Here is a 13,115-nt window from a genome sequence, read left to right as displayed (position 1 = left end):
TGCACCATGTATCGACAAGTGCGATGGAAACTCGGCTTGGCGGCAGCCGTTCTGATCGGCTCGCCGGCATATGCCCAGAGCGCGCCGCAAGCAGGTGCGGCCGGAACGGCCGCCACCACCGTCGATCCCGTGGCGATCCAGGCGCTTCGATCGATGGGGAATTATCTGAAGACCCTCAACTCGTTCGAATTGCGCAGCAAGGCGACGATCGAGACCAACATGGAGAACACCGATCTCAAGGTGAGCCTCGGTCTTGAGAACACCTATCGCGTGCAGCGTCCGAACGCGTTCTTCATCGAATTGCGCTCCGATCGTCAGTATCGTCAGTTCTACTATGACGGGCGCAAGTTCACGGTGAACGTCCCCCGCCAAGGCTTTTACTCCGTCGTCGACGCACCGCCGACCATCGGGGACCTGATCGATGCCATCTACGACGACTATGGCATCGCCCTGCCGCTCTCCGACATCTTCTACTGGGCGGATGCCGGTACACCCACCGAGGATGTGCGCTCGGCGGTGCGTGTCGGCTATGCCAAGATCGGCGGCGTCGACACCGACCAGTTCGCATATCGCGGGGACGAGCTCGACTTTCAGCTGTGGATCGCGCGGGGATCACGGCCGCTGCCGATGAAGATCGCGATCATCAACCGCGAAGATCCGATCCACCCGTCCTTCACGGCGGAGCTGACCTGGAACACCAACACCCGGTTCGCACCGTCGACCTTCGCGTTCAAGCCTCCCAGCGGCGCCAGCAGCATCCAGATGGCGCGTCTCGACAGCCAGGAGAAGTAGCATGCGGCAATCCACGTTCCTGATAAGCGCCTGCACCGCCTTCGCGCTGGTGGCAGGATCGATCGAGGCGGAGGCACAGCGCCGCTTCGGCGGCGGCGGCTTCCACATGCGGGGCGGGAGCATGCATGCGCGGGTACCCACCAACTTCCGCGGGCCCGGCAGCGGCAGTATCCATACAGGGACCCCGCCGCGCCCGGCCGGCGGTGGCGCACATCTTGCTGGCGGGCCGCCACCGGGGCCGCCTCCAGGTCCAGCTCCTGGGCCGCATCCCGGACCGGGCCCGCATCCGGGGCCTGGCCCGGGTCCGCATCCCGGACCGGGGCCCGGGCCCGGACCGCATCCGGGGCCGGGACCCGGACCAGCCCCTCATCCCGGGCCTGGACCTGGTCCGCACCCTGGCCCTCCGCCACCGCCACCGCCACCGCGACCACTGCCGCCCCCTCCGCCGCCACCACCCCCCGGATGGGGCTGGGGCTGGGGCTGGGATGACGACCCCTTCTGGGATGTTGCTGCCGGCGCGGTGATCGCGGGCACGACGGCGGCGGTGGTTTCCGCCGCCACGCAGCCCGACGTAGTGGTGGTCGATACATCCAAGGCGCCCGGCACGGTCGTATATGCGCTGCCGCCCAACTGTCCCAAGGTCATCCGCAGCAACGTCACCTACTTCTCGTGCAACAACATCTGGTACAAGCCGCAGTATCTGTCCTCGGGCGTCTCCTACGTGATCGTCACCGCCCCCTGAGGTGCCTCCTGGGGCCCGCATCCCTGCGGGCCCCTTTTTTCCGGCTCAACGGCGCTGAGGACGCGCGGCGTCCATTTCGGCACGGGTGACATACCCGTCGCGATTGGCGTCGACCCGGTCGAAGCCCGGTGCCGGCGCCTTTTTCAATTCCGCTCGCGTGACCTTGCCGTCGCCGTTGCGATCCGCCTCTCCGAGCAGCGTGTCCAGCCGCGCAGAGGCCTGCGGGTTCCCTGCCGCGCGCGGGAAGTCGGATCGGGTCACCACACCGTCGCGATCATGATCGAGTTGGTCGAAACGCTGCGATCGCGCTGCCACATACTCTGCGCGGCTGACGCGCCCGTCCTTGTTGGTGTCCATCTTGGCGAACATCGCCGCGGGGTCGGGGCGCGGCGGCGGGTTCTGTGCGAGCGCCGGCATCGCGGATGCGGCAACCACGACGACGAACAGGCTGCGGTGTGACCGGATATGCGGGGTCATGGGAGATTCTCCATCTACGCTGTGCAAAACGCACGCTCGTGGCTTGTCACCTGCGTCGCCGCCTTCGCACCGGGAGATGGCGCAGATTGGTTGCCCACCGCTCCCTAGTTCGCGGATGCGAGCGCATCCGGTGCGCGGTCCGGACTTCCCGCCCGAGCTTCACGGTAGAACCCCCGATCCAGATCGCCCGTTCGGCGGCCCAATCTCGTCATGTCTCCGCTCCCCGCGCAGCTGCATTCCTTTGCCAGGCGCTGCTCATCCCGGTGGAGACAAAAAAAGGGGGAGGCTGGGCTGGTTCGGGATCACTTCCGGACCAGCCCACCCTTCGCGGCGGCAGGGCCCAGGCTCGTGCGGCATGCCGCACTCGGTAGTTTGGCCTCGATCGCGGAGAGGGCGTGGGCATGTGGAAGGATGGGATCGCTCCACAGGTACTTCGGCCGTGATCGCCCTCGACGACACCGCCTGGGTTTCCTTGGTGATTCCGCCGACGCCGGTTCAGGAGGTTGCAGCGGCGCCGGAAGGCGGTCCGACCCCGCCAGACGCGGAGCAATCGGTTCTTCCCGCCGCGCCCGCGAGCGATGCCCCGGCTCCGCCTCCGGAGCCCGTCTCCAAGGGGCTTCGCCTTCCCTTCGGACGGGATCGCGCCCTCGCGCGGGGATATGAACTGCCGCGCACCGCGGGTCTGAGCATCCTCCTGGTGGGCAATCACCAGAAGCTGGACGCCGGCGATCTGGCGGTGGCGATCGGGACGCCGGCTGGCGTGGCCGGCCGGACGCTGACGCCCGTTCCCTTCGTCACCACCGATCAGATCAAGGCGCATAATCATGTCGTCGAGTTCAAGGCCGACGTGTGGCTGTTTCCATACCTCAACCTGTTCGCGAGCATCGGCCGGGCGAACGGGGGAATGGACATTGCCGTCAACATCGACCTGACCGGGCTGTTGCCGCCGGTCTTGTGCCGGCCGCCGGCGGACTGCAGCCGCGACCTGCGCTTTCACGCCGAGATCGACAACACCACCCTCACCTTCGGCGGAATGGTCAGCTATGGCGCCGAGGACTGGTTCGCCGCACTGCTGGCGTCCCGCACGTTGAGCATGTCCAGCCGCGATCGTTCGGACATCACCAGCACCGATGCCGGATTGCGGGTCGGCCCCCGGCTGAAGCTCCCCTCCAATTCGCGGCTGGCACTCTATGGGGGCGTCAACTACGTCGACCTCGACACCACGGTCGAGGGTAGCCTCTCCGGCGAGGTGCGGGATCCCGCCGGCGCCCCGCTCACGCTGCGGTATCGCACAAGCTTGCACAACCCGTGGAAGTGGTCGGCGCTGGTCGGCGCCAATTTCGAATTCGCCAGGCGCTGGAATCTCCAGGCGGAGCAGGTGTTCGGCAAGGGCGGCGATCGCACGGTCGTGTCCGCCAGCGTTCGCTTCTGAACGCTTCTCGATCAGAATGCCTCGGCAACGCCCAGGTACAGGCCCGGCCCGTGCCAGCCTACTGCGACATCGAGGCGCAGGTTGACGTCGTTCTTTCGAAACGGCTGGTAGCGTACGCCAAGTCCGGCGCTGGGCAGCAGCGTGCTGTCATCGAGCACATGGCCAAGGGAGGGGGCGATCCCGCCCACGCCAAAGAAGGCGACTCCACCGAACCGTCCTCCCAGGTGCTGGCGAACCTCTGCCTGCGCGGCCCAGCTCGCCCGGTCGCGGTAGCGCCCGCTCTCGTACCCGCGCAGATCGGCACCCGAGCCGAAATCGCAGAGATTGTTGAAGGGCACGTGACCGGTGACCGCGCAGGTCGCCACCCGCGACGCGAGCACGGTCGTCTTCCGCATGGGCACATACCAGTTGCCCAGGACCTGCAACCGCGTGTGGCCGAAGCTGTTGCCGAGAAACCCCGCCCCCACGAGCCAGGTCGCCGCGGCATAGGTCCCGGAATGCGGTTGCAGCGCGCTGTCGCGCGTGTCGTAGCTCACCGTCGGGCCGATCATCGAGAGGGTGCTGTCGAGCTCCTCCTCCGGAGGTGCGGCGACCTGGTCGACGTCGCCCCTGGGGTTCTTCCAGCGCGAGTCGGCGAAGCGCCAGCGCAGGCCGACATGGGTATGCGGCAGGACCCGGATCTGCGCCTGCAGCTGGAACTGCAGGTCGCGATTGTCGTAGATCCGTCGCTGCCCTGCCTCCCCGGCGGCACCGCCGATGCCGTAATAATATGCCCGCGCGTCCGTATAGGCCGCCAGCGCCCGGATCCGGATCCGGTCCTGGCCCAGCGACATGCTGTGGAAGAAGGCCAACCCCTTGGCGCCTTTGTCGGTGTAGAGCGCGCCCGCGCCGGTCACCCACTGCTGCGGCTCGTGCTTCGGATTTTGGAACATGACGGCGCCGACCGCGAGCCCGGTTCCCGTCGAGGGCCGCGACAGCGGCAGCGGCACGATCAGCAGGTCGCGATGCGGATGCGCAGCCTTTTTATCCTGTTCGTCGGCATCCTCCTGCGAGGAAGAGCTCGGCGGCTGATCCTGGCTGGCCTGCGCGGCCGGCGCCTCCTGTCCGGCCGAGGCGACCACGGGCCAGATGGCGGCCAGACAGACCGTGACGCAGCGGCCGAAGATGGAAAGCTCTGCACGCATCGGCGGACTCCCGGAAATCAGGGCAGTTCCAGCTTAGATGCGGGGGCGGCGCGCCCCATCGGGGCATGTCGGTAGACGCCGCAGCGTATCGCGCGGAACGCGACCGGATCGGGCGTACGGTGCCGCAGACTTCCACGGGTATTCCCCGATGGCACCCGTTCCGGTGCTGGAGACAAATGGAAGGCATCAGCGACCCTCAAACGACAGAGGACGTGATGCACCGCTTCTCCCTCGCCTTGGCAATGCTGTCGCTTCCGACGCTCGCGACCGCGCAGACGCGTGACCATGCTCCGGTCGCGCTCGGGTCTGCGGATGAACTGCAGCACGACAAGCCGAGAAGCGAATCCTGGACCTATGTGAAGCCACAGGCGGGCTTCACGCGCTATCGCAGCATCCTGATCGACCCCACCGCGATATACACGGGCAGTGACGCGCAGTTCGACGGGGTCTCGATGGCCGACCGTCAGAAATATGCCGCGCTGATGACCGGCGTCCTCAAGGCAGATCTCGCCTCGACATTGGCGGTCGTCACCAAGCCGGGCCCCGGCGTGTTGCGGGTACGGCTGACGCTGGTGGGCATGGAGAAGACCAAGGGTGGGTTCGCCACCGTCACGCGTGTCACTCCGGTGGGTCTGCTCACGAGTTCGGTGCAGAGCCTGGCGGGCAAGAAGGGCACGATGAGCGGCTCCATCCTGTTTGCGGTCGAGATCAAGGATTCGCGGACCGGCGACCTGCTGGCGGCCGCGGTTCGGCGCCGGGCACCCGACGCGCTCGACATCGGCTCTACCCTTTCGACCGAGAGCACGGTGAAGGCAGTCGCGAGGGACCTCGCGAGTCATCTCGCCGCTCGACTTGGACCCGCGATGCGGGGCGCCCCGCCGCGCTGACACCCGGGGCGGAAGCGGCGCGGAGATCGCGCATGCGCTAGGCCGGCGCTATGGCCGCAGTTGCGGCAGGGCGATGTCCTATCCCTCTGCCGGCCGCACGGCGTCGATGTCGCGTTCTAGAAAGAAGCCGAGCCCGGTGCGGATGGCCGCGATCGCGGCGAGTTGCCCGATCTGATCCCAACTCGGGGCGATCGCCGTGTCGACGAGGTCGGCGGCGAGCGCGAACTCCAGCGCGAGCATCAGCCAGCGCGCAAAGCCCATCCAGATGCCGCGCCGGTTTCCCGTCGGGTGCACGCCCGTCGTCACGTATCGCAGCGTCCCGTAGATCGCCACTCCTGCGCCGGCACAGACGGAAACGATCACCAGCGCGTCGAGCAGCAGCGAAACGCCCGCTGCAAAGGCGTGAAACCAAGCTTCCATTTGCGTCTCCCGGCCCAATGATGGGATGCAGGGCCACGCGGGCGGAATCGGGATTTCTATTGGGGTGGCTGCGGTGCCGATGGGGAGCGGGCCGCGTCCGTCGCTGCGATTAAAGGCAAAAGGGCGCTGCCGCTCGTCTCAGGGGTTTCCCTGATAACCTCCCGGCGGCTAAGTGCTCAGTATGTGGTGAAAAACTGTTCGACTGGCTTCCGGCGGATGGGCTCCCGGAGGCTCAAAAAACAGGGGAACGGACGATGACCAGCGAGTGGCCTCGAAAGAGGAGGGGCGGCAATGCGGCTTCAACCCCTGCCAAGTTAGGGGAGAGCCCCGATCTGCTTGCCTTTCGGACGCTCCCGATCTTGAAAGATTCGGCACTCGAGCAGCCGCCCTTCCGCAATCCGCCCGTTGCGCTTGCCGACCTCAATTGGCGCCTGCTGACCGGCGATCCCGGCACGTCCCCGCACGATCCGTGTGCGCGCCTGTTCGGGCACGTCGCCCCGGGCGACGATCTCCTCGCACGCATGAGGGTTTTGGCGGAGCGCGATCCCGCACAGTTCGCTCCGCTGCTCGGGGCGATGCGCGCCGTGGCTGCCGGGGAGCGCGCGGAGTCGATCCACCTTTACACTGCACCGGACGGGGGCGAGGAACGGCAGCAATTGTGCCTCGGCAGGCTGGAAATCGCCGGGGTGCCGTACCTCAAGCTGATATGGCTGCCGGCGACCGAGATATTCGCGCTTCGCAAGGAACGCCAGCGGCTGGGCCGCTTGCTGATGCGCAGCCAGGCCGACCTCATCCGGGCGCAGGAGCAGGAGCGCCAACGCGTCGCGCGCGACTTGCACGACAACGCGGCCCAATATCTGGCCGCGTTGAGCCTATCCATCGCGCGTCTGCAGTCGATCAACAAGGATCCCGCCGTCGCGGCGGTGGCTGCCGAACTGAGTGAGTTCCTGGCGAACTATCATCGCGTGGTTCGCGGAATGACCTACGCGCTCCACCCGCCGGATCTTCAGCAGCACGGCTTGAATGCGGCAGTGCATGGATTGTGCGACGGCCTGACACGCCGCAGCAACCTCGCGGTCGCGCTGCAGATCTATGGGCTGGACAGACGCCGGGGAACTGCCGTCGAGAGCGCCGTCTTCCGGCTCGTCCAGGAGGCGCTGAGCAACGTGCAGGCGCACGCCGGAGCGGGTCGCGTACGCGTGCGGCTCGTCGGTCGTGAGTGCTGCCTGCTCGCGGTCGTCCAGGACGATGGCAAAGGGCTCCCCTCGGATTGGCAGGATCGCCCGTCGATCGGGGTGGGTATTCCCGGCATGGCCCGCCGGATCACGGAGTTGGGCGGCACGATCCGCATCCGTGCAAGGCGCTCTGGCACCGGTACCATCGTAGCTGCTGTGATACCGCGCAGCGGCGCGCAGGATTTCGTCTTTGCGGCGGGGAGCTTCCCGGCATGAAGCGCAGTGAAGAACCGGCAGGTCGTCAGGCTTGAATGATGTCGTTGCGCACCGCGAAACGGACCAACTCGGCAGTGGTGCGCAGCTTCAGTTTCTGCATCGCAGACGCGCGATGCGTCTCGACCGTCTTCACGCTGATATCCAGGATGAACCCGATCTCCTTGTTGATCTTGCCTTCGGCGATCAACTGGACCACTTCGCGCTCCCGATGGGTCAGCGTGGCCTGGGTAGCTGGCGATGACTTCAGAAATCGTTCGAGGAGCGTTTCCGAAACCACATCCGAGAAATACGGTCGCCGGACCGAGAGTGCGTCGACCGCGGCCAGCAGATGTTTCTCCGTATCGGACTTGAGGACATATCCGCGTGCACCAGCTCGCAACGCGTCCAGTGCCAGATCCTCACGATCATGCATGGTGTAGACCATGATCTCGATACGGGGAAGTTCCCGCTTCAAGGCGACGGTGAGATCAAGACCATTTAGTTCCGGGATCGAAAAATCGACGATTGCAATGTCCGGCTTGACTGCTCGTGCATCTTCCAGAGCTGCCCGCCCTGTCGGAGACTCGGCGACGACACAAAGGTTAGGCCTCGTCTCCAACAGATTCCTGACGCCCCGACGCACCGCGTAATGATCATCTGCGATCAGGACTCACCGAACCGGACTGCTCATCGCCAAAAGATCCTTCCATGTTAGAATGGAATCGGTTGTTCAGGCCATTCTCGATCTTTTTCTATTTGTATTTTCCGTTTCTATTTGCGCGAAGTCAATCAGAATTAAGTAATAATAATGGTGTAACGAGCATTAACCCGTTCTGCAGTTTATACGATATCCGTGCGCGTTTCTTTTTGTTGCTGAAGTGGGCGAAGACCGCGCGCGGAGTTGCCGGGGAGCCCCTGAACTCGGCTTCGGATAGGCGCTGACGAGCGATGACTCGTTGCAGGGCGTGGCGGCAGATCGCTGTCCCTATCTGCCGCCACGCCGCGGTACGCGGCACGCACCCTGGGGGGCAGGTGCGCTTACGCACATTGCGGGCGGGGGATCTGCGTTCGCAAGGATCCTGGTCCGCCCGCTAGGATACAATGGCCGACGAACGCGCCCACGCCGATCGGCACTTACCCCTAGAACGTCAGTCGGCTGCTCCGGAGGAGGCCTCGCGTGAGATTGCGCCGGGCGCGCTCCGTCGGAGCCAGGCTTGGTACAAGGCGACGATCACCGCGCTGTTCAAGAGAAACAGCAGGATCGCGACCGTCGTCTGCGTCCTGCCGCCGCTCGCTTGGCTGATCGCGATCGCCATGCCGGGGTGGCGGATCGCCGCGGTGATACCCAGCGTAGCGCGTCCCGTGCGATCCGGACCGCCGAGCCAATATCCGGCAAGCAACGCGCCGAAGGCCGTGCACGCGAAGGCGATGATCGTGCCATCGCCCAGCAGCTCCAGGAATTCGCGCCCCTCTGCCCACAGCAGCAGCAGCACGAACAAGAGCAGGATCAGGTTCGACAGGATCTTCAGCACCCGGGCTGCGCGTCGGGCGAGCGCCGGCAGCAGCGCTGCGAACGCCAGCCCAAGGACGATCGGCAGCAGGCCCGACACCACCACGATGCGCGCGATCAGTGCGACCGGGGCGTTCGCATGATGCGCGAAGAACGGGTTGATGATCACGACCGTCAAGGGGACCAGGAAGATCGCCAGCGCGATCAGCACCGCGTACAGCGCCAGCACGTCCGATCGGTCCGCGCCGGACTTGAGGGCGTTGCCCGGCACCAGCGGGGCGAGCGGCGAGACCGACATCAGGATCAGGCCGGCCGCGACCGGCGGATCGAGTGCCATGATCTTCACCAGGATGAAGGCCAGCAACGGCACCACGACGTTCACGGCGATGATGGCGCGCAACAGACGCGCCGGCTGGCGCAAATGCGCAAGCACGGATCGCCAGTCGCTCTCCATCGCCACCGCCGCGATCATCAGAAACAGACTGGCCTGCACCAGCAACCCGATCATCTGCTTAGGCTCCATGTGGGTCTTCCTCCTCAGCCGTGGCCGCTGGCACGGGCGTGCCGGCGATCAGAACGCCTCGCCGATACCGAAATAGACTGCGTGGCCGTCGATCCCGGCCGCGAAGTCCAGGCGCAGGTTGACGTTGTTGCTCTTCGACGCCTGGTAGCGGAGGCCCGCGCCCACTGAGGGGAGGACCTTGCTGTCGCCAATCTGGTCCGCACTCGGCGCCACGCCGCCGACCCCGCCGAACGCCACCGCGCCGAACTTGCCGAACAGCTTCTGGCGAAACTCGCCCTGAAATGCCCAGGTGAAGCGGTCGCGATAGCGCCCGGCCTCATAGCCGCGCAGGTCGCCGCTCTGGCCGTACATGCACAGGTCGTAGAAGGGCACGCGCTTGGACACGCTGCAGGTCGACCCGCGGAAGGCCGCGACCGTCGTCTTGGTGACGGGTGCGTAGAAGTTCGCGCCGACTTGCAGCTTGTCGTGCGAGAAGTCGCTGCCCAGGAACTTGCTGCCGAACGTCCAGAACGCCGTCACGTAACTGCCGCGGCTGGGATTGAGCGAACTGTTGCGGCTGTCATAGGTCAGCGACGGCCCGAGCATCGCCAGCGTGCTCTTGAGCTCCAGCGGCGGCAGGTTCAGGTCCGGATAGTTGGGGTGCGGGATCTCGGCGGTCGAATCGACGTTCAGATATTCGAGCCGCACCCCGCCGTAGAGGTGGTTGGCGAGGCGGACCTGCGCCTGGGCAAGGCCGCCCAGACCCTTGTCCTCCAGGTCGACGTGCACGCCCCGGGCGCCCGCATCGGCGCCGATGCCATAGAATTTCAGCTTCGCGTCGGCATAGCCCGCGAACACCAGGAAGCGGAAGCGATCGTGATCCAGCGACATGCTGTGGAACGCGCCAGCCCCCTTGGTGCCGGTGCTGGTCGCCATGACCCCGACGCCGGAAATCCAGGGCTGCGGCGCGTCGTTGGGATTGTAGAACACCACCCCCGTCAGCATGGCACCGGTCCCGAGCGCCGGGTTCGTGAGCGGGATCGGGACGACCAGCAGGTCCGCCTTTTTCGATTTCGGCTCTGGCTCCTCGGTCGCAGATCTTGCGCGCGGAAGGGTTTCCAGCTCGTCCCGAACCTCGGCGATGGGCTGCTGCTGCGCAAAAGCGCCGGGCGCACCGAATGCTGCCGATGCCACGACGGTCGCCAGGGAGAGCGCCCAGGTGCGGCACCCAGCATGTACGCGCCCACGTCGATTTCGCATCGCTTCCTCCTGAGCCTCGCGCCCAGACCTTAGGGAAGCCCTGTACCGCGGCCATCAGGATCACCCCGCAGGTCGCGGACGGAACGTATCCGACGTCAGGCGAGAAGGCGGGTCAGGGCACGGACCACTTCCGCCGCGCGCATCGGCTTGCGGCAAACGGGAACCTTGCGGTGCGCATGGGGGAGCGCCGGCAGATCGAGCCCGGTGACGAACAGGATGGGCACTTTCCGCTTTGCCAGCGCATCGGCGACCGAAAAACTCTGGCTGCCGTTCAGATCGATGTCGAGGATCGCTGCGTCCGGGTAATTGCGCTTGAGGAGAAGCGCCAGGGCTTCCTCCACATGGGAGGCCGGCCCCAGCACGCGGCCGCCGGCCTGCTCGATCGCCGCGCACAAATCCTCTGCGATGAAGTAACTATCTTCCAGAACAAGGACCATCCGGCCGCCAAGGACGTCTCTGATCATGATCAGGATCGCGCTTGCGGGCCGGCGTCGAGCGGCAGGTGGATGGTGCAATGGACACCGTCGGGTTTGAATTCGTACCGGGTCTTCGCCCCGAACTGGAACGGAAGCGCCCGCTCGATCAGTTCGCGCCCATAGCCGCCTCCGCCCGCCGACGGCGGGGCGATGGAGACGGGGCACGTCTCCTGCCATTCGAGCCTCACGCGTTCGCGCGCGCCGCTCCCCTGCACATCCCAGCCGATCGAAACCTGCCCCTCGTGACGCAATGCGCCGTATTTCAGTGCGTTGGTCGCGAGTTCGTGGAGCACGAGCGCGAGGACCTGTGCGGACGCGGCCGGCAGTTGCACGTCGACGGTTGCCGACACGCATATGCGTTCGCGCGACCTGTCTGGTTCCGGATAGCCGATCGCCCGAAGTTCGGCCTCCACCAGTTCCCCGAGCGTGATCGGAGCCTGGGTCTCGCCGCGCGTGAGCAGATCTTGCACGCGGGCAAGCGCCGCCAACCGCTCGTCGAAGGCTTCGATGAAGTCGTCCGACGAGCAGGTCTCGGCCATGGTGCGGCTGGCGAGCGTGCGGATCACCGCCATCAGATTGCGCGCGCGGTGTTGCAGTTCGAGAACCACGACTCTCAGGCGGCCGAGTTCGTTCTTGAGCGCCTCGCTTTGCAGCGACGCAACGGGCCGGCGCCTCGCGCGGCGCGTGCGAATCGTGGGTCGGCCCGTCGATTTCATTGTTTCCCCGTGGCTTGCTGGCGCCACTCTGCGGTCCGGGTCGGGCTGCCGATATCCCGGCTTTCCACTAGCGCCGGATGGAGAATGTACGGGTTCGGCGGCCCGAATCGGGTGCCGGCATTCCGAGCCCGCCGTGCTGCTGTGGCGGCATCCTCGGAGCCGGTATCGAAGGCGCCCCGGCCAACCCGTCATTTTCTCTGACGGTTGCGCGGGAATGCACTAGCTTCTGGGCATGGTCAGCACCCCTTCCATCCCCTTCCCCGGCCGCGTCGCGGAACGCCCGGCCGTCGATGCGGAAACCTTCACAAAGGAGGTGCTGCAGGAGTACCGGCCCGTGATCTTGCGGGGGCAGGTGCGGCACTGGGCCGCGGTCCAGGCGGGCGCGCACGGCGATCGCGCGATGGCCGAGTATCTCGCGGGCTTCGGCGGCGGCCGGCCCCTGGAGGTGATGATCGGCGCGCCGGAGATTGCAGGGCGGTTTTTCTACAACGACGACCTGTCGGGCTTCAACTTTCAGCGCCAGCAGGTGACGCTCGGCCAGTTGCTCGGCGAACTCCTTCGCTTTGCCGAACAAGGCGTGGCCGATCCGCACGCGCTCTATGCCAATGCCGCGACCGCACCGGAGCATCTACCCGGCTGGGATGCCGCGAACGCGCCCGGCCTCCCCACCGGAAACGCGCCGGCGCGGCTTTGGATCGGCAACGCCACCCAGGTGGCGACACACTATGACCAGTCGAACAACGTCGCCTGCGTCGTCCACGGCCGCCGCCGCTTCACCCTGTTCCCGCCCGATCAGATCGCCAATCTCTACATCGGCCCGCTGGACCACACGATGGCAGGGCCGCCGTCGAGCATGGTCGATCCCGACGCACCGGATCTCGCGCGCTACCCGCGGTTCAAGGAGGCGATGGCGCATGCACAGGTCGCCGAGCTGGAGCCCGGCGACGCGATCTTCATCCCCGCGATCTGGTGGCATCATGTTCGCGCGCTCGACCGCCTCAACGTGCTGGTGAACTACTGGTGGATCGCGGGGGCGACGGCCTCCCCTTTCGGAGCGCTGATCCACGCCCTGATGAGCATCCGCGACCTGCCGGCAGCCGAAAAGGCGGCGTGGCGATCCTGGTTCGACCATTATGTCTTCGGGCCCGAAGCGGGCGGAGCTGCGGAGCACCTGCCCGCGTCCGCGCGCGGCATCCTGTCGGCGGCGAGCCCGGCGCGCACCGAGCGGCTGCGCGCGTTTTTGATCCGAATGCTCGGTGGCCGGGTCTGAGCGGCTCCGCATCCGGG

14 protein-coding genes are annotated in these 13,115 nt (G+C 66.3%); 6 read left to right on the top strand and 8 right to left on the bottom strand.

What is annotated here, in order from left to right; genetic code table 11:
- The first annotated feature begins 36 nt into the window (after positions 1–36).
- Together ABDZ92_RS11300 and ABDZ92_RS11295 are read left to right on the top strand one after the other, a co-directional pair.
- Entirely contained in the window at positions 37–792 is a 756-nt protein-coding gene (locus ABDZ92_RS11300) for a DUF2092 domain-containing protein (protein ID WP_164521185.1), read from the top strand.
- A 520-nt stretch (positions 793–1,312) separates the two neighbouring features.
- Entirely contained in the window at positions 1,313–1,534 is a 222-nt protein-coding gene (locus tag ABDZ92_RS11295) for a hypothetical protein (protein ID WP_272695167.1), read from the top strand.
- 45 nt (positions 1,535–1,579) lie between these two features.
- Here ABDZ92_RS11295 and ABDZ92_RS11290 read toward each other — a convergent pair whose 3' ends face one another.
- On the bottom strand, positions 1,580–2,011 hold the full coding sequence (locus tag ABDZ92_RS11290; RefSeq protein ID WP_125959405.1) for an EF-hand domain-containing protein: 432 nt from the start codon (positions 2,009–2,011) through the stop codon (positions 1,580–1,582).
- 439 nt (positions 2,012–2,450) lie between these two features.
- On the opposite strand from ABDZ92_RS11290, the gene ABDZ92_RS11285 reads away from it, so the two are divergent.
- Positions 2,451–3,443: a porin family protein gene (locus tag ABDZ92_RS11285; protein ID WP_125959406.1), complete on the top strand. Its 993-nt coding sequence runs from the start codon at positions 2,451–2,453 to the stop codon at positions 3,441–3,443.
- An 11-nt stretch (positions 3,444–3,454) separates the two neighbouring features.
- Here ABDZ92_RS11285 and ABDZ92_RS11280 read toward each other — a convergent pair whose 3' ends face one another.
- Entirely contained in the window at positions 3,455–4,627 is a 1,173-nt protein-coding gene (locus tag ABDZ92_RS11280) for a BamA/TamA family outer membrane protein (RefSeq protein WP_125959407.1), read from the bottom strand.
- Positions 4,628–4,842: 215 nt separating this feature from the next.
- Between ABDZ92_RS11280 and ABDZ92_RS11275 the strand changes: the two genes are divergently transcribed.
- A complete protein-coding gene (locus ABDZ92_RS11275) occupies positions 4,843–5,514 on the top strand; it encodes a DUF3313 family protein (RefSeq protein WP_164521186.1) in 672 nt (223 codons plus the stop codon).
- Positions 5,515–5,592: 78 nt separating this feature from the next.
- Here ABDZ92_RS11275 and ABDZ92_RS11270 read toward each other — a convergent pair whose 3' ends face one another.
- Positions 5,593–5,934: a DUF1622 domain-containing protein gene (locus tag ABDZ92_RS11270; protein WP_125959409.1), complete on the bottom strand. Its 342-nt coding sequence runs from the start codon at positions 5,932–5,934 to the stop codon at positions 5,593–5,595.
- Positions 5,935–6,188: 254 nt separating this feature from the next.
- On the opposite strand from ABDZ92_RS11270, the gene ABDZ92_RS11265 reads away from it, so the two are divergent.
- Positions 6,189–7,385, top strand: a complete 1,197-nt coding sequence (locus ABDZ92_RS11265; protein ID WP_125959410.1) for a sensor histidine kinase — start codon at positions 6,189–6,191, stop codon at positions 7,383–7,385.
- 25 nt (positions 7,386–7,410) lie between these two features.
- On the opposite strand, the gene ABDZ92_RS11260 is transcribed toward ABDZ92_RS11265, so the two are convergent.
- The 5 genes from ABDZ92_RS11260 to ABDZ92_RS11240 form a co-directional block, all read right to left on the bottom strand.
- Positions 7,411–8,028, bottom strand: coding sequence for a response regulator (locus ABDZ92_RS11260; protein WP_272695189.1), 618 nt, complete (start codon positions 8,026–8,028; stop codon positions 7,411–7,413).
- 484 nt (positions 8,029–8,512) lie between these two features.
- Entirely contained in the window at positions 8,513–9,397 is an 885-nt protein-coding gene (locus ABDZ92_RS11255; RefSeq protein ID WP_125959411.1) for a hypothetical protein, read from the bottom strand.
- A 48-nt stretch (positions 9,398–9,445) separates the two neighbouring features.
- A complete protein-coding gene (locus ABDZ92_RS11250; protein ID WP_125959412.1) occupies positions 9,446–10,636 on the bottom strand; it encodes a BamA/TamA family outer membrane protein in 1,191 nt (396 codons plus the stop codon).
- Positions 10,637–10,731: 95 nt separating this feature from the next.
- Complete coding sequence (locus ABDZ92_RS11245) at positions 10,732–11,100, bottom strand: response regulator (protein WP_125959413.1); 369 nt, start codon at positions 11,098–11,100, stop codon at positions 10,732–10,734.
- A gap of 2 nt (positions 11,101–11,102) precedes the next feature.
- A complete protein-coding gene (locus ABDZ92_RS11240) occupies positions 11,103–11,828 on the bottom strand; it encodes a sensor histidine kinase (protein WP_164521187.1) in 726 nt (241 codons plus the stop codon).
- Positions 11,829–12,060: 232 nt separating this feature from the next.
- Between ABDZ92_RS11240 and ABDZ92_RS11235 the strand changes: the two genes are divergently transcribed.
- Positions 12,061–13,098, top strand: a complete 1,038-nt coding sequence (locus ABDZ92_RS11235; RefSeq protein ID WP_125959415.1) for a cupin-like domain-containing protein — start codon at positions 12,061–12,063, stop codon at positions 13,096–13,098.
- Positions 13,099–13,115 lie beyond the last annotated feature (17 nt).

It is taken from the genome of Sphingomonas molluscorum, assembly GCF_039522995.1.
GTDB lineage: Bacteria > Pseudomonadota > Alphaproteobacteria > Sphingomonadales > Sphingomonadaceae > Sphingomonas > Sphingomonas molluscorum.
Note: the sequence above shows the minus strand (reverse complement) of the source record. Positions and strands in the feature narration are given on the sequence as shown.